This is a genomic window from Wolbachia endosymbiont of Drosophila incompta, from assembly GCF_001758565.1.
GTDB classification, from domain to species: domain Bacteria; phylum Pseudomonadota; class Alphaproteobacteria; order Rickettsiales; family Anaplasmataceae; genus Wolbachia; species Wolbachia pipientis.
Window position 1 is genome coordinate 1,106,825 of sequence record NZ_CP011148.1, and the last position, 21,707, is coordinate 1,128,531.

General features: G+C 34.3%; 20 protein-coding genes, 1 tRNA gene and 1 pseudogene. 16 read left to right on the top strand and 6 right to left on the bottom strand.

Annotation, left to right across the window (positions count from 1 at the left end):
• On the top strand, nt 1-513 hold a 513-nt coding region (gene pdxH / locus WG67_RS05020; RefSeq protein WP_458694929.1), incomplete at its 5' end, for a pyridoxamine 5'-phosphate oxidase.
• A 3-nt stretch (nt 514-516) separates the two neighbouring features.
• Here pdxH and WG67_RS05025 read toward each other — a convergent pair.
• Nucleotides 517-593, bottom strand: a tRNA-Met gene (locus tag WG67_RS05025).
• Nucleotides 594-655: 62 nt separating this feature from the next.
• Here WG67_RS05025 and WG67_RS07870 point away from each other — a divergent pair.
• The 6 genes from WG67_RS07870 to WG67_RS05045 all read left to right on the top strand — a co-directional run bounded on the left by WG67_RS07870 (nt 656) and on the right by WG67_RS05045 (nt 5,510).
• Nucleotides 656-1,174 carry a hypothetical protein gene (locus tag WG67_RS07870; RefSeq protein ID WP_410543611.1) on the top strand — a complete coding sequence of 173 codons (519 nt, stop codon included), beginning with the start codon at nt 656-658 and terminating at the stop codon, nt 1,172-1,174.
• The gene (locus WG67_RS07875; protein WP_410543612.1) at nt 1,171-1,773 is read left to right on the top strand and encodes a ComEC/Rec2 family competence protein; all 603 of its coding nucleotides are present in this window, start codon (nt 1,171-1,173) and stop codon (nt 1,771-1,773) included. The genes WG67_RS07870 and WG67_RS07875 overlap by 4 nt, the downstream gene beginning before the upstream one ends.
• Before the next feature lie 14 nt (nt 1,774-1,787).
• Entirely contained in the window at nt 1,788-2,570 is a 783-nt protein-coding gene (locus WG67_RS07880) for a ComEC/Rec2 family competence protein (protein WP_410543613.1), read from the top strand.
• A gap of 27 nt (nt 2,571-2,597) precedes the next feature.
• The gene (locus WG67_RS07885; protein ID WP_410543614.1) at nt 2,598-2,816 is read left to right on the top strand and encodes a hypothetical protein; all 219 of its coding nucleotides are present in this window, start codon (nt 2,598-2,600) and stop codon (nt 2,814-2,816) included.
• Between the two features lie 61 nt (nt 2,817-2,877).
• Complete coding sequence (locus WG67_RS05040) at nt 2,878-4,575, top strand: hypothetical protein (RefSeq protein WP_010082004.1); 1,698 nt, start codon at nt 2,878-2,880, stop codon at nt 4,573-4,575.
• The gene (locus WG67_RS05045) at nt 4,566-5,510 is read left to right on the top strand and encodes an RluA family pseudouridine synthase (RefSeq protein WP_038227940.1); all 945 of its coding nucleotides are present in this window, start codon (nt 4,566-4,568) and stop codon (nt 5,508-5,510) included. Before WG67_RS05040 ends, WG67_RS05045 begins: the two co-directional genes overlap by 10 nt.
• An 11-nt stretch (nt 5,511-5,521) precedes the next feature.
• On the opposite strand, the gene WG67_RS05050 is transcribed toward WG67_RS05045, so the two are convergent.
• The 3 genes and pseudogenes from WG67_RS05050 to WG67_RS05060 form a co-directional block, all read right to left on the bottom strand.
• Nucleotides 5,522-5,872 (bottom strand): diacylglycerol kinase, encoded by a 351-nt coding sequence (locus WG67_RS05050; protein WP_007549043.1) that lies wholly within the window; start codon nt 5,870-5,872, stop codon nt 5,522-5,524.
• A gap of 97 nt (nt 5,873-5,969) precedes the next feature.
• Nucleotides 5,970-6,753 (bottom strand): annotated as a pseudogene (locus WG67_RS08775) (EndoU domain-containing protein).
• Between the two features lie 49 nt (nt 6,754-6,802).
• Complete coding sequence (locus WG67_RS05060; RefSeq protein ID WP_010963073.1) at nt 6,803-7,999, bottom strand: phosphoglycerate kinase; 1,197 nt, start codon at nt 7,997-7,999, stop codon at nt 6,803-6,805.
• Nucleotides 8,000-8,662: 663 nt separating this feature from the next.
• On the opposite strand from WG67_RS05060, the gene WG67_RS05065 reads away from it, so the two are divergent.
• From WG67_RS05065 to WG67_RS05095, 7 genes are all read left to right on the top strand, one after another.
• Nucleotides 8,663-9,187 (top strand): cytochrome b, encoded by a 525-nt coding sequence (locus tag WG67_RS05065; protein WP_256363908.1) that lies wholly within the window; start codon nt 8,663-8,665, stop codon nt 9,185-9,187.
• A gap of 5 nt (nt 9,188-9,192) precedes the next feature.
• Entirely contained in the window at nt 9,193-10,221 is a 1,029-nt protein-coding gene (locus tag WG67_RS05070) for an NAD(P)H-dependent flavin oxidoreductase (protein ID WP_010082023.1), read from the top strand.
• Between the two features lie 122 nt (nt 10,222-10,343).
• Nucleotides 10,344-11,561, top strand: coding sequence for a hypothetical protein (locus WG67_RS05075; RefSeq protein WP_038199547.1), 1,218 nt, complete (start codon nt 10,344-10,346; stop codon nt 11,559-11,561).
• Between the two features lie 101 nt (nt 11,562-11,662).
• The gene (locus WG67_RS05080) at nt 11,663-12,037 is read left to right on the top strand and encodes a hypothetical protein (protein WP_022626145.1); all 375 of its coding nucleotides are present in this window, start codon (nt 11,663-11,665) and stop codon (nt 12,035-12,037) included.
• A gap of 44 nt (nt 12,038-12,081) precedes the next feature.
• Entirely contained in the window at nt 12,082-14,436 is a 2,355-nt protein-coding gene (locus WG67_RS05085; RefSeq protein ID WP_070357066.1) for a VirB4 family type IV secretion/conjugal transfer ATPase, read from the top strand.
• Nucleotides 14,417-17,278 carry a hypothetical protein gene (locus tag WG67_RS05090; protein WP_070356991.1) on the top strand — a complete coding sequence of 954 codons (2,862 nt, stop codon included), beginning with the start codon at nt 14,417-14,419 and terminating at the stop codon, nt 17,276-17,278. Before WG67_RS05085 ends, WG67_RS05090 begins: the two co-directional genes overlap by 20 nt.
• Nucleotides 17,279-17,414: 136 nt before the next feature.
• The gene (locus WG67_RS05095) at nt 17,415-17,882 is read left to right on the top strand and encodes a WBM0748 family T4SS-associated protein (RefSeq protein ID WP_070356992.1); all 468 of its coding nucleotides are present in this window, start codon (nt 17,415-17,417) and stop codon (nt 17,880-17,882) included.
• Here the strand turns inward: WG67_RS05095 and WG67_RS05100 are convergent.
• Entirely contained in the window at nt 17,879-18,370 is a 492-nt protein-coding gene (locus WG67_RS05100; protein ID WP_007551030.1) for an SH3 domain-containing protein, read from the bottom strand. The two genes, WG67_RS05095 and WG67_RS05100, sit on opposite strands and share 4 nt — an antisense overlap.
• Before the next feature lie 70 nt (nt 18,371-18,440).
• Between WG67_RS05100 and WG67_RS05105 the strand changes: the two genes are divergently transcribed.
• Nucleotides 18,441-19,805 (top strand): pyruvate dehydrogenase complex dihydrolipoamide acetyltransferase, encoded by a 1,365-nt coding sequence (locus WG67_RS05105; protein WP_070357067.1) that lies wholly within the window; start codon nt 18,441-18,443, stop codon nt 19,803-19,805.
• 69 nt (nt 19,806-19,874) lie between these two features.
• The gene (locus WG67_RS05110; RefSeq protein ID WP_007550761.1) at nt 19,875-20,699 is read left to right on the top strand and encodes a hypothetical protein; all 825 of its coding nucleotides are present in this window, start codon (nt 19,875-19,877) and stop codon (nt 20,697-20,699) included.
• 45 nt (nt 20,700-20,744) lie between these two features.
• On the opposite strand, the gene WG67_RS05115 is transcribed toward WG67_RS05110, so the two are convergent.
• The coding region (locus WG67_RS05115; protein ID WP_458694930.1) for a P-loop NTPase fold protein at nt 20,745-21,707 on the bottom strand (963 nt) is incomplete at its 5' end.

Below are 21,707 nucleotides of genomic sequence, written 5' to 3' on the forward strand. Positions count from 1 at the left end.
CCAACTGCAATGACGCTAGCAACTTGTAGCAAAGACTGTATTCCATCTGCAAGAGTGGTATTACTAAAGGAATATAGCAAAGAAGGTTTTGTGTTTTTCACTAACGTAAACAGTAAAAAAGGGAAAGAATTGACTGAGAACCCCAAAGCTGCGTTAGTGTTTCATTGGATAGAATCTGCTAGGCAAGTGCGAATTGAAGGAGAGGTTAAACTTCTAAACGATGAAAGAACTGACAAATACTTCTCTTCTCGAGCGCTGGGTAGTCAAATTAGCGCATGGTGCTCAAAACAATCGAGCATTCTGAAAGATTGGCAAGATTTTGAGCAAGCTATAAAATTGAAGGAAAAAGAATTTCACAATACACAAGTTTCTCGTCCTGATTTTTGGGTGGGATTTTGCGTAATCCCAAAAGTAATTGAATTTTGGCAAGAAGGTGAATATAGGAAGCATATTAGATTTAGATACACTCTTGTTGAGGGAAGCGATTGGAAAGTGGAACAACTATATCCTTAAAAATGGTTGCGGGAGTAGGATTTGAACCTACGACCTTCAGGTTATGAGCCTGACGAGCTACCGAGCTGCTCCATCCCGCGTCATTGCTTATTTAGTTATTATATATACAAATAATGAAAAAAGAAAAATAAAATTTCACCACATGCAAATATCGACACACTTATTAACTTTTCTTGACATAATAGTTAGTTATATACGTAACAATCTGCGCAATGAACAATATAACTTGATACTGTGGTTTCCTGTTCTTCAGTGTGCAGGAATTTTAACATATTTTTCCCTAAGTTTTGAACCAAGCTGCATATCTATTTTTCTTTTGCTTTTACCCACACTAATTTTGATTGCAATATTATACAGAAAGTACGCAATATTATGCATTGCTTTAATTGCAGTGCTCATAGGATTTACAGCCAGTAAATTAAGAACAGCTTTAGTTGATACTCAAATTCTTGATAAAGAGAGGTATGTAAAAAATATCGTTGCCACAGTGAAGGATATTAACGACAGGGGCTCATATAAACAATTTCTGCTTTCTGTTGAAAAATCCCCTACTATCTCAAAATCCTCTCCTGTCATCCCAGCGCCTCCTTTTGTGATGCAGTATCGCCTACTGGGATCCAGAAAAAAAAGATATGGATTCCAGCGTCACGCGCTGGAATGACACCGGATAGAGCTCTAGATAACATCAGAATATCAGTTAGAACCAAAGTGGAAAAAGGCATTAAAATAGGCGATCAAGTAAAATTATCAGCAAAACTCTTCCCTCTAAAGATTGCACCTTCGGAGTATGCATACGATTTTGCAAGAATAGCATATTACCAGAAAATAAGTGCAACAGGTTTTGCAACAAGCAAAATAGCCCTACACAAAAAGGCTGAAGCAAGGCAATTTCTAGAGTATATAGAATCTTTCCGTCAATACATTTATGAAAACCTGCAGCAAAATATCAAAAAACCACATGCGGATATAATCTCTGCATTACTGATCGGTAAAAAAGATGGCATAGATCAAAAAACTATGGACGCGATACGAGATTCAGGTATAGCACATTTGTTTGCCATATCTGGTTTGCATTTATCATTTGTTGCTGGTCTGTTTTTTGTAGTGTTTCGTAATTTATTCGCAATATCTGAAACTTTGACTCTTAAGTATAACACCAAGAAAATATCTGCATTCCTTACTATCTTGCCAACCACGTTTTATTTATTGATTACCGGTATGCAAATTTCTGCTCAGCGTGCCTACATTATGGTGATTTAGTACTCGTTGCAATAATGATAGAGAGAAAATATCGAGGGTTAATAGCAATTGCGTTTGCTGCTTCAGTGATACTCTCAGTAGAACCAGAAGCAATTTTAAAGCCTGGCTTTCAGATGTCATTTTCTGCTGTTTTGGCACTGGTTGCCAGTTATCAAATTAATGCTAATAAGTTGTTCAAAATCAAAATAATGAAATATTTTGTGTCGATAATGATCAGCTCAGTAATAGCAAGTTTAGCAACTGTTCCGTATACGATATATAATTTTAATTATTTTTCAATTAGTGGCATTATCACAAATTTAGTTGCTATACCAATAGTTACATTAATTATTATTCCACTTGGAATAATCTATGTTTTGTTGATTCCTTTGGGTGTTGAATGGATTATAGCGCCATTTATAGAGCGCCCAATTGACAGCATTTTGTATATAACAAATGCAATCGCTAGTCTTCAGTATTTGGTTATTCCCATTCGTACTTTTCCTGCCTCATCAATTATTATAATAACATTTGGGTTATTGTGGCTGTGCTTGTGGGAAAGAAATTGGCGTTTCTTCGGAATTTTCTTTATTGTGCTGGGTATTTTCTCTAGTGCTATGTATAGAACTCCTGATATCTTGATAAATGCTGATAATGTTGCTGCAAAGGAGAGTGATAACTTACTATATTCTCTCACCAGAAAAAATAGGAACTTTGTTGTCAAAACATGGGCGAAGCAAAATGGGCAGAACCAAATTTTGAATCATAAAAAATACAATAACTCAGATAAAAGGCTAAAGTGTAACGATTATGGCTGAATATATAATAAAGGAAATAATAAATTAGTGCTGCTAGCTTATAAAAAAGAAGATATTTCAGAAAATTGTGATAAAGTTGATTTAACAATTCAATTAAGTGAATTCGACTATTCAGCTTGCAACGCTAAAATTATTAAACATGCTGATCTAGAAACGTATGGCACACATTCTGTTTGGTTAACAAATCGTTACGTAAAGATTAATACAGTGCGCTCCAATAGGCCTTGGCACATGTTGAAAAATTAAGAAACTTGATTTTAAGGTTTGGTTAACGTATACCTAAATAAGTTTAAACTAGAAAAATGTTATGGTTACAGACACTCAAGATCCTTTCAAAGACTATTTTGATTTTTTAGGATTTAGAAAACTTTCTGACCAGCCCAGTAGAATTTTGAGCTCTATAAGAAAGTATTCTGGTACTATATCGATAGCAAGTACCATTGCTACTCTTATAGCATTTACTGCCTTTTCTATTCAGCCTGTTACAGTAAGTATTGCTGGGTTTGCGTTCACGCCAGCACCTCTTGCCTTTATTCCTCTTATAGTTCTCTTATTTACTGCTGTTATAAACTTTATAAATACACAAAAAATAAAAGAGAATGAAATAGATAAAAAAATAGGAAACTATCAAGTTGATGAACAGTACAGCCAGATTGCTCAAGAAGCTAAAAAAATTGAAATTGTAACAAATTTAGATAAAAAGGGGGAAAAGCTTTCAATAGTTTTACCAATTTCTAAGACGCAGAGAGAAATACTAGAAGATATAGAAGCAGAAAATAGAAATAGGATTCTCTTGTTTACTGGATCATATGTATTTGGTACTATTATAGTAGTTTCAGCAATATCACAATCCATTAATGCTCCAATAATATTAATAGCTTTATTAGTCGCTATTCTTTTATGCATCATATCAACACTTAGCAATCTAATAAGTAATAGCGTGGATCATGAAAATCATACTATTAGAAAACACAGTTCTTTAGGTCTTCTATTTCCATACTGGTCTGGAAAGGGCATGGTTGTATCAGTAGTAGAAAATAAGCTTGGTAAAAGGGAAAATGAACTAATATCTCTAATGAAAAAACTACTTAGTCCGCTTTGCAACTCATTTGACAGTAACCTTAAAAAAGCTTGCGATTTACTTGATAATAGTCTTTTAAAGCCTGCAAATATTAACATTAAAGAAACGCTTGATCACCTAAAAAAAATCAGAGAAGACATCAAAAAAGATTTAGATTGGCTACATGCAGAAATTTCAGAAGTTTTAAACAACACTAAAGAATTGACAAAAAAAGCACATTCACTAGATATTGAAGGTACTTTTTCTAGGTTAGAGAATGCTATTAAAATTGCTGAAGATAAAATTGAACGATTTGAACCAAGCCGCTTTGTAGGCTGGCTTCAATCAACTACGCAGTCTAATAATAACGAGTTCCTTAGCATGCTAAAAAAGTTAAAAGAGGATACAGAAGAGGAAAAAACGGAATTGAAGGAGCAATTAAACGTAGTAAGGAATGAATTAGAAGAAATAAAAAAGAAGCAAGCTCAACCAAGTACGCCTGATTTAGAAGCTAACAATGGAAATAATACTAATAAATTATTAGTATTAGAAAATAAAGTCAAAGAACTACGTGACACAGTTAGAAAGTTAGAGCTGGAAGCAGAACAAAATAAGCTGCAGCAAAAGAAGGAAAAGTTAGAGCAAAAAAAATCTGAACAAGAAAAAACAGATGAATGGAAAGAAAAAATCAACGGCAAACCAAGTGAATTCTTATATTATTTATTAGAATCTATTAAGCTGGAAGAAAAAGATAATAAAGAAAAAAAGGTTGAGGCAACATTACGAGATTTTGATAATAAAGTTACAATCTACTGGAAAGATGGCTCTCAAACAATTTGCCATATTAAAAAACAAGGTGATCTGCAAATTGAGTCTAGTGCAACAATGTTTACAGACCCAAATGTTCAAGCAGCATGGGAAATGGCGCGGGGTAAATCACTATAGATTACTCAATAATAACCTTAAGTGTTAATAATGATAAAGAGAAATTAAGGTTAGACACCTATATAGCTGAAAAATGCAACATATCACGCAGCAAAGCGCAAAGATTGATACAAAATGAGCAGGTGAAATTACTTGGCACACCGATAATTAATAATGACTACATAGTAAAACCAGATGAAGAGTATGTGGTGCATCTCGTTCAACCTGACATATCCACATCAATTGAGCCTAATTATGACATAAAACTTAATATCGTCTATGAAGATGAGGACATTATAGTTCTGAGTAAACAAAGTGGATTAACAGTGCACCCAGGTGCTGGGACAAACAATGATACGCTTTTGAACGCAGTTATCGCTCACCTTAATGTAAGACCAGGAATTGTTCATAGACTCGATAAAGATACTAGTGGGCTAATGGTAATTGCAAAAAATGAAGCAGCCCATAGTTTTTTGTCTGAATTGTTATCGAATCGCAAAATAAAGCGGGAATACTTAGCAGTAGTTTGGGGAACATTATCTTCTCAGCAAGGCACGATAAAAACTAACATTGCTCCCAAACGCGGTAATAAAGAAATGATGTGTGTAACAAAAATCACAGGCAAATTAGCAATCACTCACTATTTAGTGCAAAAAGTTATAGGACAAGTAAGCCTCGTTAAATGCACTTTAGAGACAGGCAGAACACACCAAATTCGAGTCCACATGAGCCACATAGGACATTCCATAGTTGGTGATCAAGTTTATGGAAAAAATAGTAGTAAAAGCACAAAATATGCTAAAAACTCTAGTTTCATTCGTAATTTCAATAGACAAGCACTACATGCTTATACACTGGGCTTATACCACCCAAAAAGTAAGGAATACATGGAATTTGTCTCTGATTTACCGCAAGATATAAAAACTTTAATTGGTGAGTTTGACAACATATCTTAATAACATTCGTATTAACCTATCAATATTATCATCCATGTTATCAGGAAGTTGATTAATGAAAGAAAAACTGCTGCACTACCTAGATCTTTCACCTTTTTTGAAAGTATGTGTTGTTCACTGGAAATACGCTCAATTGTCGTTTCAAAAGCAGTGTTAACAATTTCCACAATTAACACCAGGAATAGGCTGCTTATCATTACTGCACGTTCTAGATTACTTACATCCAAAACAAACAAAATTGAGACACATACTATAAAAAGCAGTAACTCCTGTCTGAACGCAATTTCTGATATAAAAGCTGATTTTATTCCTTCACAAGAGTATTGAATTGCTTTTATTAGACGAATAATGCCCTTCTTCATTATTATTCACAAAACCCTTTAATCAAAATTTTAACTCATTTAGATTTGCTACACCCTATAGCATTTTTATCATTTGTTCACCCTATTGGTTTTGAAATTAAGATTTACCGCAACTACAATAAGTACTCTTATCATCACATTTTGGTGTTAAGTCAGGATAGAACGTGAGTATAGCATCATTCTTTCTTTCTTACAAACACTGATTGATAATTGTCATCTTCCATTTCATATAGACACATTCCATCTTTTCCTAATTCCTTAAACGCCTTAGTTGCAGAAATTATCGGCATGAAGGTTATATGCGTATCCATTTGGGCATTTAACTTTCACTTCCCCATCCTTACCCAAATATTTCATTCCAAATGTATAAACCGGCGGCTTAATATCTGATTCATTGCACAGGATTCCAACTGCCCATTTATCCTCTTGAGCTTCAACATATCTACCTACAAAATGCATACCACCTAATTTATCGTTTGGCTCACCACAAAAAATATGTCCAAACCCTATAGTTTCTTTTTCACTTCCACTATTTGTAAACCAAATGTTAGCCAGTTCATCTTTAAGTAACTCCAAATCCGCATCTGGCGTAATCACTTATATATTCCTTTCACTACTTCTTGATGCTGCGGACAACTAAGTAAAATTTTGAAATCTTCTTTATCTGGATGTGCTCCCCAATCTCCACAAACTTTCAACACTCCTCTATCGAAGTCAGTTAATTCTGAAACGGTGGCTGGTTGTGAACTGAAAAATGGTTCAAAATTGACTTCAACATTTTCTTCTACATAGCAGGTGTGAAAATAATGATCCTTAATATAAAAAATAAATCCTATTATTGGTATTATTAAACACAAAATTAGTTTAACTGTCTTCGACATAATCACGTTCACAAAAAAGCTAGCCTATAAGAAATAATTTAAAAAAGTTTTAATCTAATCGTTTTTGCAGAGCAGCAACTCCCGGCATTTCATCGCCACTTAACCAATCTAAAAATGCTCCTCCACCAGTGGAAACATATGTAAAATCCTTATCGGCAAGGCCTGCAGCGCTTATTGCAGATAGACTATCGCCTCCCCCTATTATGCTGGTTAACTTTCCTTTGTGCGTTAAGTCACTTACGATTTTCATTACCCCTATTGTACCGCTTGCAAAAGCTGAATGTTCAAAAACACCAATAGGTCCATTCCACAGCAGAGTCTTACTGCTTGCTATTATACTGCTTATTGTACTCAAAGTTTGTGGTCCGATATCCAAAATTATATCACCGTCCAAAATGGACTCAGTTCTTCTTGAAATACTAGTGCTGTAATCAGAGTTTACTGCAACCAGAACGTCTTCTGGCACAACTATTTTGCAATTGTTTTTATTTGCTGTTTCAAGAATATTATGCAGAAGGTCGTCAACACCATTTTGAAAGAAAGATTTCCCTATATTTACTTTGCTAAATGACAAAAAATTATTGGCTATTGCACCACCTAGAACTAGGTAATTAACCTTTTCTGTTAGCTTCATAAGCACTTTTATTTTAGTTGATATTTTAGCTCCCCCAACTATCGCAGTAATAGGTTTAGCTTTAAACGATACAGCTTTTTCAAGATACTTTAGCTCATCTTGCAAGCAAAACCCTGCATAAGAGGGTAAAAATTCTGTAATGCGTGAAATAGAAGCGTGAGCTCTGTGAGAGCAAGAAAATGCATCATTTACATATATATCCGCTAGAGATGCTAGTTGTTTGGCAAAATTTGAGTCACTTTGCTCTTCCTCTTTATAAAATCTTAGATTCTCTAGTAATATTATATCTCCTGCATCCATAACACTTACTGCTCTTTGTACTTTTTCACCAAAGCAATCGTCAATGAATTTCACTTTTTTATTTAGTAACTGCGATAAAGTGTCAATTACATTTTTTAGCGACAGATTATTGTCTCTGGCCTTTGGGCGTCCAAAATGTGATATAATAATAATCTTTGCACTCGCATTCACTAAATACTGAATAGTAGGCAATGCTCTCAAAATACGAGTGACGTCACGAATTTCTCCATCTTTTATAGGAACATTGAAGTCAACTCTGAGTAAGACGGTTTTATTGTGAAGATCACAATTTTCTATACTAGGTATATTCATTACAAAATTGAAGCTATAAAGTCACTATACAGCAGTTTGATCTAAAGTAAAGTTTTAAGCTTACGAACGTTTAAGGAAATTTGCATGCCAAACGCTTGACACTGGAACCTTATCGTCATGCCATCACGAACCGTCATACCGCCGGGTATCTCTTAGCCGCTAACACGTAGCGGGATACTTGACCTTTACAGGGATGACGATTGTCGTTTAGCCATAAATATTTAAGAAATTTACTAAACAGAAAAAAAGGCAAAAGAAACCCTAGGGTAGCTAATTATTCACTATCCATTTTTTAAGTTGGCGTTTTTTGATGTTTTAAATGCTTTATAAGCGTATTTCAGCTTGTATAGGTAAAAACCTAGAAATTTGATAAAGACATAGAGTGCACATAGTGCAAAAAATTAAACATGAGACGCCAGATACGTTGAGTTTTTTTGTCATTTAATCTGTACAGAGAAGATAAATAAATAGCGTGGTTGGCTANNNAAGGAGGCTGGCGGAGTTTGTCAAGTAAGTTTTTCGTTTAATCCGTTTCTTGATTTAGGTGCCCTTGACTTCCGGCTGGGTCGAATTTGTATAGCTACATTGTCGGTAAATCTAAATTGCTTTAATGATTTTGATTGAAAAATAGTTTTTCTATTATATAAATGCTACTTTAGGGTAATCAAAATGGAAGACGATAAATATAGCCTAGTAAGAGTTATCCATTGGTTGATGGCTGTTTTTATTATCAGTATGCTTTGTTCTGGACTTTATATGAAAAGCCTGCCACTTAGCAATGAAATTAAGTTCAACATATACGCTATTCATAAGGCTTGCGGTATCACTATTCTTGGATTAATCATAGTACGCATATTTTTTCGCGTCTTTACTTATGTTCCACCACTTCCAGCAAATTTTTCTCGGTTTGTAATCAATATAAGTAAAGCAGTACACTTTGGTTTATATTCTTTGATGGTGCTAATGCCACTATCTGGCTATGTCATGTCTTCTGCTTCTGGCAAACAGATCAAATATTTTTTTCATATCCCTTTGTTGATTAATCAAAACAAAGATCTAGCTAACACGGCTAACGAGCTACATTCGATGCTTGCATATTTTATGGTACTCTTTATAATCTTACATATACTTGGCGCCTTAAAACACACATTTATAGATAAACAAAACATTTTTAAACGTATGATATAGGTTATATGTTAAGTAGCCTCTGGAAAAAAGGAACAGATTTTCTTAGCAGTGAGTTTGCTATAATGGGTGGTGCTATGAGCTGGGTTTCAGAGAGAAACTTGGTCTCAGCAATCTCAAACGCTGGTGGTTTTGGTGTGATTGCATGTGGTGCAATGTTTCCAGACTTGCTAAAAAAAGAAATCATAGAGACGCAGCAATTAACTAACAAGCCATTTGGTGTAAATCTAATTACTATGCACCCAAAGTTGAGTGAGTTGATAGATGTGTGTATTGAAACGAAAGTGAGCCATATAGTGCTTGCCGGTGGACTGCCAACAAAGCCTAATATAGAAAAAATCAAGGGTGCAGGCATTAAAGTTATGTGCTTTGCACCAGCATTAAGCCTTGCGAAAAGGTTAGTAAAAATGGGAGTAGATGCATTAATAATAGAAGGAATGGAAGCAGGTGGGCATATAGGTCCAGTTAGCACTTCTGTTCTTGCACAAGAGATATTGCCTCATTTTAAAAATGAACAAATACCAGTGTTTGTTGCAGGTGGAATAGGAAGAGGTGAAATGATAGTTAATTACCTGGAAATGGGAGCAAGTGGCTGTCAAATAGGTACATTATTTGTCTGCACTAATGAGTCAATTGCCCACAAAAATTTTAAGGAAGTGTTTATTAAATCGGCCGCACGTAATGCAATACCTTCTGTACAGATAAGTGCTGATTTTCCTGTAATTCCAGTAAGAGCTATAGCCAACAAAGCAAGCGATGACTTTATGAAGCGTCAAAAAGAAGTTATTGATGAATACCAAAAGGGACAGATCTCAAAAGAAGATGGGCAGCTTGAAATAGAAAAATTCTGGGCTGGAGCTTTAAGAAGAGCAGTAATTGATGGAGATGTTGAAACGGGATCTTTAATGGCTGGCCAAAGTGTTGGCATGGTTGATAAGGAAAAGCCTGTAAAAGAAGTAGTGGATATGTTAGTTCAACAAGCAAAGAATCATATTAATAGCAAATCTGTAGAAGTAGAAAGCCCAGAAAGCAAATAGTTAAGCGACCTTCCAATAAGCAAGTTGCCGCAATTATTTATAATATGGCATAATTGCCCAGTTTTAATGTAAAATTAACGCTAAAGAGGTATCTATACATTTTGTTATGTATGGAGGAGTCTATGCTAAGTTCTAAAAAAGATATTAACCAACAATTGCACGACACTATATACAAAAAGGTAACAAAAGAAAATCATAAATATGGAAGCCCACAAAAGGGAGATGGAACTATCAAAAAATGCATAGAGTTGTTCAAGGAAGGAGCTAGTCCTGAGGTATTAACTGAATTAGAAAAATCGCTGAGAGAACAATTAGAAAAATCACCAGAAAAACAAGAGGAATATCAAAAACATTATAAGTATTATATCGAAAACTTTCTTCCTGCATTGAAAGATGAAGTAATAAAATCAGAAGAACTAGCTGTACCTACAGTATTTAACAATGAAAGAGAACAATCACAAAGACCACAAACAATAAGAGGAAAAATAGTAAAAACAATTTTGGATATTACTAACAGGAGCAGCAGTGTAAGCTCAATACCAAATGCTGTTGAAGAAAATATTGAAGATCAAATGCAGCTAAAACATATTGAAGAGCAAAACAACACACAAGAAACACCCTTGAATGTAGCTGAGAAAAAAAGTGGTGATAATAAAATACTTAGTAATTCAGATGTTGCAGAGGAAGTGTTTGAAAAATATAGCAAGGTTGTGAAAGAAATAGAGGAGAAGAAAACTTCTAAACTCAGTAGTGGCAATGACTCAGATAGTGGAATAGACTCACCTAGAACGAGTAAAGAAAGTTTGAAATCACCAGTAAGTAGCAGAAGGAGCAGTTTAACTTTAGTAACAAGCACTTCATCTGAGGAAAGTTTAAACTCAACATTGAGCTCTGTTGAAGGAGATAATGGCTTACAACCAGAGGGTGGAGAAAAAACTGAGTTATTAGAATCAAATTTGGAATCCCCAAAAGAAAACGAGACTCAAGTGCAGCCAGAGCAGACTGTAAAAAAAGAGCCAAAAATGCAAGAAAATGAAAACTCAGATGGTCAAGCAAATCCAGATCAAGTTAAGAAAGATATCCTACTTAAAAACCAACCCAATAACAGAAATCTTCACGTTGCACTTGTAGCAGGTTGTGCTCTCTCCACAATAGGGTGCATTGTTGCAGGAGCAATGACATCAGGATTGATAGGAGCAGGACTACTTGCTATGGCTGCAGTGTTTGCTATAGCAGCAGTAGCTGAATTGCATTCAAACTTCCTATCAAGTAAATTAACATCCATTAATGTGAGTCCTCTTGTTGATGATAAAGAGCTTACAGCATGTTCACGTCTGTAAAAATTAAATATGTGTTACTTGTAGTGGATAAGTGAATTCAGTTCTTGCCTATTGATATAAAAGTTGTTATATTTAAGAAATGTTTAAAAGGTATTTAGTTGATGCGCATTCAATTGAATAAAGTTTTGGTTTTTATAGCCTTATTAAGTTTCATTTTTGCATCATATTCTAGCGAAGCAAGTTCGGCGAGTGATGAATTAAAGGGTATACAAGAAACGGTAAAAAATTTTATTTCTTCATTTTCAGTTAAAGATACTGTAGAAAATATGAGTCCTTCAACAATCATAGGGTTGTGTATAGCTGCAGTGATACTTGCAGTAGTGTTCAGAGGTCTAATCTTTTTTATGATAATGTTTGGTGTACTGGTCCTGATGTTCGGTAGTACAGAAAAGGCAACAGACTACTTAAAAGAAAAATTTAACTTTGCAAAAGATATAAAATTACAATCCGATAGCGAAAAAAAAGATAAAAATTAAGATAGTATTTTTATCTTTTTTAATTATCTTTATTGAATACGCATATGCAGTTAAAAGTACCAACAGTTAACTCTAAGCTTAAAAAAAAGAACAACTTAGCATTACTAGAAAGCATTGATTTAGATTTTGTTCCTTATGCTTGTCATTACGATGAAGAAACCATACTAACAAAACAGGGAGAATTGTTAAAAATAATCAAGTTAGAAGATTATTCTTCTGTTGATAACTACAGCGACCTCAGAACTGAAATTAGAAAAAGCATATCAAAAAATATTAATAGCCTGTGTTTTACCGTTTGGATTCATACCGTTAGAAAGCGCAATAAACTGAGCTTGAAATGGAATAAAACTGAAGACTTCTCTGACAACCTACATTCAACGTGGTTTAATAAACTAACTGATAGTAAATTACAGTATATAAATGAACTATACATTGTAATATTGTTTAGCGATTTTGGCAAGCATACTAATAATTCGTTTTTTTTCAATAGAATAAAGAATAAGCATAAGTTGTCTTTACAAGAAAGCCATCAGGAGTTGCAAAAGATAACTGACGTAATTCAAAATGATTTAGGACCTTTTGGAGCTAAAAAACTGAGTCTAAGGTTTAGTGAAGGTAAAATATATTCTGAAATGATAGAATTTCTCCACTATATTGTTACATTAACGCACAAAGATTATCCAGTACATGAAAGGGACCTGTCGCAATATATTAGAAATTTTAAAATAGCTTTTGGTTTCAATACGTTTCAAACAATATTTGAAAATCAACAGAAATTTGGCTCTATTTTCAGCATAAAAGAATACCGGGAAATCTCTTTAGGTAATATAGATAGATGCTTGCAGCTTGAATCTGAATTTATCATTACAGAAATAATGATATTTACTAGTAATAACAAAGCAATAAAAGAATTTAAAAAACAAATCAACATGCTGCAAATTAGTGAGGATAATACCTTACTTAAAAGCTCAGGAATTGAAGAAATAATAGAGCTTGAAAAGACCTCTAGTATAGACTTCTGCCAACAGAAAATTATTTTTACAATATTTGCAGATGATAGGAATAAGTTAGCTGAAAGTATTAGTGATTTATCTTCTATAATGTCATTAGTTGGCTTCATGATGTTTAGAACTGATTTACATATGGAAAGTCATTTTTGGGCACAACTTCCAGGCAATTTTGCTTTTATTACGCAACCGAAAAATATCTTAACAAAATACGCTTGCAGCTTTGCTATGCTGCACGATTTTACGTCAGGTACATTAAAAGGAAGAAGGTGGAAAGAAGCGGTAATGATTTTTTTTTCAAAAAAAGGAAATCCTTACTTCTTTAATTTTCATGGAAAAAGAAATAATGGCCATACTACGATACTCGGAGCTCCAAATTCAGGCAGAACTTCACTCATTAATTTTCTATTATCAGAATCAAGAAAGTTTAACCCAAGAATTGTCATATTGGATAACACTGGAAAATCAATAATTTTTACTAAAGCAGTGAGTGGTAAATATTACATAATCGATCCAAAATATAAGGACAAAAGCCTAAAATTTAATCCACTAAACATTGAAGATAGTGCTTCCAATCGCAATATGTTGGTTGAACTGATCAGAAGAATGGTAGCCGATACGAGCTTGGTGGACGTAGAAGAAAAGATAAGAAAAATTGTGGATTCTATATTTGCTATACCCAAGGAATCACGTTCTATTTCACAAATTTCTGAGGTGCTCTTGCTCCTTGGGGGTAAGATAAGTAGATGGTGTGACGATGGTGACTTTGCTTACTTATTTCAAGATGGTGATGAATCAGATATTGACTGGGAAACAAAAATTATATCTCTCAACACCGCAAACCTTACAAAACAAAAGGAATGTATGTCCGTGATACTTTACTATTTTTTATATTCTTTTGAGGCAAAATGTGATGGCTCGCCTGCAATACTTGTTTTGGATGAAGCATGGGAGATAAGTAATATTTTTCCTACAGAGAAAGAGTTTGATAACTGGATGCAAAGAATGACGGAACTAAATGTTGTAGTAATCCTAAGTACTGAGAATTTAAATCTCGCATTTGCTAGCAAATTTACTCAATATTTAGATAAACATGTTGATACAAGAATCTTGATGCCGAACGTCAATGCAAATAGATTATACATGAAGGCATTTTCTCTATCGAAAGAGGAGCTGAATATAATTCTGCAGACGCCAACACAGGAAGGTTTATTTTTGATAAAACAGTACAAAGGATTAGTAACCTTAAATCTGGATTTGAAGGATATGCAAGAAATACATGTACTTTCAGCTAACAAAGAGACTATAAAGTATATGTATGAGGCAATAAAAGAAAAAGGAGAAGAAGTTAATGAGTGGTTACCGGTATTTTATGAGAAGTGTAAGGCTTAATTTCTTATTGATATTTTTTTTGATACTTGGTCTTTCGTATCAAGGATATGCTGATTGTCCAACATTTGTAGAAAGTAATACTTGGTGGGAAGCAATAGTTGGTGGAGATTGGGTAAAGGAAATTAAGGTGCAAGCAATAAAAGATCAAGGAGTTGATGGTTACTTTAATCCCAAAATTAGAGTATGTGCTTATGATGGACAAAGTTATTGTTATGACTTACAAAGTGGGGAATCCTGCCGCCAGATATATGGAACGCAAGGTACAGGAGCTGGAGTTTCTGCTGCAGCTTTTATCGACTGGGAAGGAGATAAAACAAAAGCTGGAGGAGAAATTGCTCGGGGTCTTAAATGGGAATGGGCAGACGGTGTTACTGATGAGGAAAAAAGAAGATTCGCTAACTCTCCTAAAATATGTGCTTGCAGTCAAAAAGGGGCTTGTATGTCAGGAATTTCTTCATGGGGTTCTAGAGTATTTTCGGGTGAGAATATTTTCCGTCCTGGGGAGATGGAAAAAGTCTGTGATACCTGCTACCAAACGGCAGTAAAATGTGCTCCTGTTCCACTTGCACCTGGCCCCCCTCCATTTTGTGAACAACTTGCAATGTCGCTTCCACAAGTTAGAATTGTTCCTATAACAGATAAAGACAATGATTACTTTAATCCTAAGGTTAAGGTAATCATTGGTGATCTGAAAGGAAGAGACGGAGAGATTGGAGAAAAATTAGATTTCCCTAAAGGGTATGGAGAAAATAAAGCTGAGTGGCGCTCTATTTTAGACAAAGATGGCATCACGTACTACTTCAAAACTTATAGAGAAAAAGATAAGCTCTGCGCTGAATACCTTGGAACTCAAAGTATAGATGAAAACAATCCACAGTTCATCCGCTGTTTTCCTGCACCACCTGCTCCAGAACCTGAGATAGTGGAGATAGTAAATGCAAATACATTGAAAGTAGAAATGAAGATGAGTGAGAGCACTTGTGCTAAAGCACATGGAACCTATAGTAATGGTTCCTGTACTTTTAATGTTAATACTGACCTCAACCATCCTATAAACATTGGCCCCCTATCTTTAAAAGTAGTAAAACCAGCAATAGTAGCAAAAACAACTGATAGTAATATTGATAATATTATAGAAGGTATATTAGAAAGTAATCCGCAACAATTTAAAGTTCTGAAAGAATATGGCTATGTTCCTGATGTGCAAATTAAATGTTCTAAAGGCGGAAGTTTTTATGGTTTTAATGATTTTGAGAAAAAGTTAAAAGACAAATCTATTCAATGTGAATTTAATAACTCTGGGCAGCCGGAAATAGAAGTAAAGTATAAAGGAAATTCTAACAGTAAAATGCTTTGTCTTTCTGGATGGCAGCCAGAACCAGAGGAGTTTGTTCTTAAAAGAGAAAATAAAATAATACCACTAAAATTAATGGGAACAAGATATACTAAATACAATGCTGTTTACTCCAAGGAATCAAATCAGTTCTATTATCTTCCAAGCAAGGAAATAGTTTACCCTTTGAAAGAAACTCAAGAGAGGTTGGATAAAATAATATTTAATAAGCAAGAGTATGTTTTCTTCCCTGATGAAAATGAGCAGAAGAAGGAAGAATGCAGTTATTGTGTGAAGAAAGATAGCAAAATAGACGAAAAATTAAAATCTGGTGAAGGACTGAAAGTAGTATACAAATTGACGGATGTAGAGCATAAAGAAGGATGTGAGCAAGGTGATGATGGTTGCATCTGCTTTGATGGAAAGTGTAGCCGTTCAAAACAATATTTGAATAAAAATGAAGATGATAAGCCATTCTACTTAAGGTATGAGGAAGTGGATTGTAAAGATAAGGATGGTAAAGTATTAAGAGATGAAAAAAATGAAGTACGAAAGTGTACACAATTAAAAGATCAACTGATTAAAGCAAACAGAACAGAGGTTTTTTACGCTGATAAATTGTGTAGGTTCGATTTAGAAGGTCTCAAAAAGAAATTAAAAGAAAAATTAAAAGAGATAATCAAGGAACATCTGAAAAATAAGAAACCAGATCTTGAAAAAAATAATGAAAAATCCTATGATCATAAAAATAAAGATGTTTATACAGATGACTTATCAATAAAATTTGATCGTATTAAAATAGAAGCGTGGGGAAGTGGTGAAGCAGGTCATATACAAGGTAGTGGCTGTGACAATCAAAAATGCCATTCTACTGAAAGCAGAGTAGGGATGCCAGGAGATTATATTAAAGCTAAACTGAAAATCGATCCTAATTATCCTATAATTAAGGTGCAAGTCACAGAGGGAGGGGGTAACCAGGAAAGTAACTTCTCAGATAAGGACGGGGGACCTGTTTTCATAGAAATGTGCAATTCGCAGAAGCAACATTGCCAGCAACTGATTACTGTTGCAGGTGGAGGTGAGTATAGAACATACGGTGGTAAGGGTTATGAGGAAACAGTAATTCATAAGCAAGATTTAAAGCTAGAGGAGAAAATTGTAAAGGCAGATAAACTGAAGTCTACACAAGACAATCAAATAGCATATATAGAAAATGGTGAAATCAAGTATGAAACAGTAGAGTGTGGAAGTGGTTTGAGAAGCAGTAGATCTGGTGCAGGTGGCTGCATTAATAAAAGCAAAGGAATTTATGGTAAAGGCTCTCCAGGGTATGTGAAGATTAGACCTATTATAAAGGAATTTGACGAAGAAGAAATAAATGCTGCTATTAAAAAAGTAATAGAGGATCTATACGATCTTGAAACTATGACTGATTTTTGGGTAGGGGATCTTAACGTGAATATAAGTGGGATAATTAAAGAGGAAGTCAAAAAAGAATTATCAAGGTAAAAAGATATAGCTCTGGAAATGATGCTCTTGTTTTAATAATTAATTAAAGTAAAGCATGTAGTAAATGGTGTAATTGCTGTATCTTAAATCGCTGGTTTCAAGGTCATGAGTCTCTACCAGACCTCTAAAGAATAAAATTTCTGAGTTAATAGAACAACAATTTAGCATTAAATACCATGCCAATTATTTGGCTTACACTATACATAATTGGGCTGCAAGCGAAATATCTGATTCTATTACTTTTTGCATAATTGGTTGTGGAAATTGCAAGATTGGATATCAAGATGTTGCAAAGTCATTCAACATAACAAAAGAAGAAATTGACCAAGGTAATATTGCAAGCATAGAAAGTAAAATAAAAAGTGAAGCTGAAAAATCAGGTAGCGAGTTTTCTGAGTTGATTTCTAGAGTGGATCAATCGCTAAAAGAGCAGAGTGAAAAGTCTATTGTACAAATTTTAGATTCATCCGCTGAGGAGATGTTAAGGAGTTTCTGTGATAGCCCTGTACAGTCTCCAGAGCCTCAAGAACCCTCTGCTTCATCTGAAGAGCATGCTACAGAAGGCCCAGAAACTAGTGTTAATTCAGATCTTTTGTCAACCTAATCAACCCCATATATATGTTTTTTTTGTACCCATGCTTTGCGTTTTGGGGTGGAAAGAAAGCACCATTCTTCGTTGCATTTTTCTATCTTCATCACAACAAACTTGTCTATTTTCATAGTAATCTTGCTGTCTACACTCTGTTTTTGATATCCATAAGTATCTTCTTTTACAATCGCGTAGCGCTTATCACTAAGAAGATTGCCTTTTATCCATCCGCAGTCTTCATCTATATCGCAGACCTTTTTCCAACTCTCAAACTCTTCTATCACTTTCAGGGGCAGATTTTTGCAAGTGTATATCCATTTTACAGGATAGTGAAACCCTGGCCCCGTTCTCATGTTGATCTTATTTGATTTGGTTGAAACAAAGTTGTTAGCAAACAAGCTATGGCTAAATAATAAAAACAATAGGATAATAGTACTGAACCAAGATCCCAGTGTCACGCACTGGGATAACGTGAGGGATAGTGTAACAGACTTATTCATCATAATTCACGATTAGGTTGACATAAGATAAAGAGTAAATTAAAAATTGAATAGATCTTTAAATGCAAAATCAATGCCTATAGAAATATTAATGCCTGCTCTTTCACCAACAATGAGCAAAGCTGGAGGAAAAATTGTAAAGTGGCATAAAAAAGAACAAGACAAAGTTGAAGTAGGCGACGTAATTGCTGAGATAGAGACTGATAAAGCCATAATGGAGTTTGAATCTATAGATGAAGGAGTTTTAGTAAAAATTTTAGTAACAGAAGGAACAAGTGGCGTGCCTGTAAATCAACCAATAGCTTTAATGCTGGAAGAAGGAGAAGATGAAAGTGCACTTAACAACTATACTTCAACTTCCATCAATAGTGCAGTTAAAAAGGAAGTGACAAAAAGTGCTGTTGATAATCAAAAATCAGAACACCAAGATTTAAACGGAAAGCCAATAAGTCATTCTTCGGTGTCATTCCAGCGCGTGACGCTGGAATCCAACCCCTCAATGTCATCCCAGTGCTTGACACTGGGATCTAGAAAAGAAGAATGGATCCCAGTGTCAGCTACTCAGATGACAGAGGGTTATGCAGAAGGTAGAACAAAAATAAGCCCATTAGCTAAGAAAATAGCTCAAAATGAAGGGGTTAATGTGCAGCAATTAAAAGGTACAGGACCATATGGTCGCATAATTAAGGCTGATGTGTTGGAGTTTTTAGGCAGTGGTATACATACTGAAAGTCCTGAGAAAGATACCATAGTTGAAGTAAGCAACATGCGCCAAGTGATAGCACAGCGCCTGACTGAATCAAAACAGAATGTTCCACATTTTTATTTAACTGTAGACTGCCAGGTTGATAAGTTAATATCGTTAAAAAACGAGATTAACTCAGCAGATGAAAACAATAAAGTAACAATTAATGATCTAATCATAAAAGCTGCAGCTTTCAGCATGAAAAAATTTCCTGATATAAATTCTTCGTGGATAGATAATAAAATACTGAGATATTCAAATATAGATATTTCAATCGCTGTGGCACTTGAAGATGGGCTAATTACTCCTATAGTAAAAAATGCTGATAAAAAGGGTATTTTATCTATATCAAAAGAAGTGAAAGATTTAGTAAGCAGAGCAAGATCTGGAAAATTGAAACCTGAAGAGTTTCAAGGAGGAGGGTTTACTATCTCCAACTTAGGGATGTTTGGTATAAAAGCCTTCAGTGCTATAATCAATCCGCCGCAATCTTGCATTATGGCAGTTGGTGCATCTAAAAAACAACCAATTGTTATGAATGAGAAAATAGAAATAGCAGAAATAATGACAGTAACGCTCTCTGTTGACCATAGAGCAGTTGATGGGGCACTCGGAGCAAAGTTTTTAAATGCCTTTAAGCATTATATAGAGAATCCTCTGGTGATGCTTATTGAAACTGCGGTAATCTATTAGCATTGTTATTACAAAATTAATACCTCTAAGTTTATACTTTTATTAGTTAATAGGTTTAGAGGTAAAAAAATGAATACTACAGTAGAAAAAAATAATCCAAAAATTTTTCCTCAAAATGAAGGAAAGATTAACTCAAAAGGCATGGTTGCCCCACCTGTTCCTCCGAAATCTTCCCAAGCTAAATTTGCTGGAATAAAAGCAATTTTTGAGCGAAATGTACCTCATTCTCAAGCAAATGATAGTAATAAAACAGTGAGTAGCAATCTTGGAAGAACATTTGGCCCAACAATGCAAAAACTCATGGAAGACAACATTCATAGCACTCCTAACAAACAACGCCGCAATTCAGGGGATAGTGGTATCAGTGATATTAGTAGCAGCACTTCTGATGATGAGGATAGAACAATAAAAGATAAAATGATGGAAAATGTTAAGCAGGATAACCATCAAAAAAGCTTTGATTTACATAAAGTACAAGCAACTGATGAATTAGAAACCGTAAAATTTCTCAAAACGCTAAGCAAGAAAGAAAGAGAAAAACTTGGTTTTTCTCCTAAACAGCAAAATAACCAAAAGGTTGAGACTAGCAAAAAAACTTATAATCCACTTGATTGGAATCCAATCTATCAAGGTAAAAAGCTCTTTAGCTTAGGCAATATGTCGAGTAATTCGTCTTCATGTAGTGAAAAAAGCAATATTTCAGATGTAAGCGATAAGTCTAATAATTCAAACATTGTTAGATGTAATATTACTAGGAGTAACAGTAAGGAAGACCTTCGTAAACCTGATGCTTCACATAATGACAAATCTGCAGGTAAAAAATTATCTAATGTCAATGTAAGCGAATTAATCAGAAAGTTTGAACAAGGTAATGACATAGTAAAAGGGCGTTAATCAAATGTTACCCTATCTTTGTATATGTAAAGGTAGGGTATCTTTTCAAAATAGTATATCCTTTATAGCTTTGTTAATTTTTGACTCCCTCTCTGCAAAAGCAGTTTCTAGAGAGGTTTTAAGTTTTTCCCATTCTTCTTGACCATTTAGAACTAAAGATTTATATTCATTTTCAATTTTTTCCAATGCTCTTTGATATGAAAAACCTAATTCCTCATATATATCAATATTTATCGATTGCAGTATTACCAAAAATGAAAACAAATTCGGATCAGGTAATTCTTCTCTTGTGTGATTCAGAAGACACAGCTTTATTTTTTTTACGCAGTATTCTATTGTTTTTAACGATAGTGACAGGCTTTCTGCATAAAATATAAAACTATCTACAATCAAATTTTTTGACTTTTTCGGTAATTTAATATTTTCAAATAGTTCTTTTGTAAATTTTTCTATCGGTTGTTTTGGCAAATGTAAAGAGAGATCAGTAAAAGATTTTAGGTCAAAATTTGGTCCAAGTATTGTGCTGATTGCTCTTTGTACATTACTCTTATCTTTACTTACAGAAATAATGAAAACCAGCCCCTCCACATCAAGCATATACTTTATAGATTCCAAAAAATCGACAACGAATTTAGGACGGCACACATCAAGATTATCCACCATTATATAAATGTTTTTGTCTTTTCTGATTTTATTAACCACATCCGCTAACTGTGTTTTAAAATCTCTAGTACTCTCTTTTCTTCTTTGGAGAAGACTTAATTCACTCAAGACAAAACCTATGTCTTTTTTATCAGCCTCTTTTGCAGCATCAAGAAATACTGAAAGCATAGCAAGTGGAGATTTACTGATCAGCTTTCCTAGTGTGTTTAGAGAAAATAGCTCTTGGTTTATGTTCTTGAACTGTTGTATAACACTTCTTTTTACTTTATACGATACAAATAAATCTTCAAATAGGAAATTTAAAAAAGAAGGCAGTGGTTGGTCCAATGCATTGATATCCCATGC

Coding starts and splice junctions, on each gene's coding strand:
- WG67_RS07870 (WP_410543611.1), top strand. CDS start 656: ATGCAAATATCGACACACTTATTAACTTTTCTTGACATAATAGTTAGT.
- WG67_RS07875 (WP_410543612.1), top strand. CDS start 1,171: ATGACACCGGATAGAGCTCTAGATAACATCAGAATATCAGTTAGAACC.
- WG67_RS07880 (WP_410543613.1), top strand. CDS start 1,788: ATGATAGAGAGAAAATATCGAGGGTTAATAGCAATTGCGTTTGCTGCT.
- WG67_RS05040 (WP_010082004.1), top strand. CDS start 2,878: ATGGTTACAGACACTCAAGATCCTTTCAAAGACTATTTTGATTTTTTA.
- WG67_RS05050 (WP_007549043.1), bottom strand. CDS start 5,872: ATGAAGAAGGGCATTATTCGTCTAATAAAAGCAATTCAATACTCTTGT.
- WG67_RS05060 (WP_010963073.1), bottom strand. CDS start 7,999: ATGAATATACCTAGTATAGAAAATTGTGATCTTCACAATAAAACCGTC.
- WG67_RS05070 (WP_010082023.1), top strand. CDS start 9,193: ATGTTAAGTAGCCTCTGGAAAAAAGGAACAGATTTTCTTAGCAGTGAG.
- WG67_RS05075 (WP_038199547.1), top strand. CDS start 10,344: ATGCTAAGTTCTAAAAAAGATATTAACCAACAATTGCACGACACTATA.
- WG67_RS05080 (WP_022626145.1), top strand. CDS start 11,663: ATGCGCATTCAATTGAATAAAGTTTTGGTTTTTATAGCCTTATTAAGT.
- WG67_RS05085 (WP_070357066.1), top strand. CDS start 12,082: ATGCAGTTAAAAGTACCAACAGTTAACTCTAAGCTTAAAAAAAAGAAC.
- WG67_RS05090 (WP_070356991.1), top strand. CDS start 14,417: ATGAGAAGTGTAAGGCTTAATTTCTTATTGATATTTTTTTTGATACTT.
- WG67_RS05100 (WP_007551030.1), bottom strand. CDS start 18,370: ATGATGAATAAGTCTGTTACACTATCCCTCACGTTATCCCAGTGCGTG.
- WG67_RS05105 (WP_070357067.1), top strand. CDS start 18,441: ATGCCTATAGAAATATTAATGCCTGCTCTTTCACCAACAATGAGCAAA.
- WG67_RS05110 (WP_007550761.1), top strand. CDS start 19,875: ATGAATACTACAGTAGAAAAAAATAATCCAAAAATTTTTCCTCAAAAT.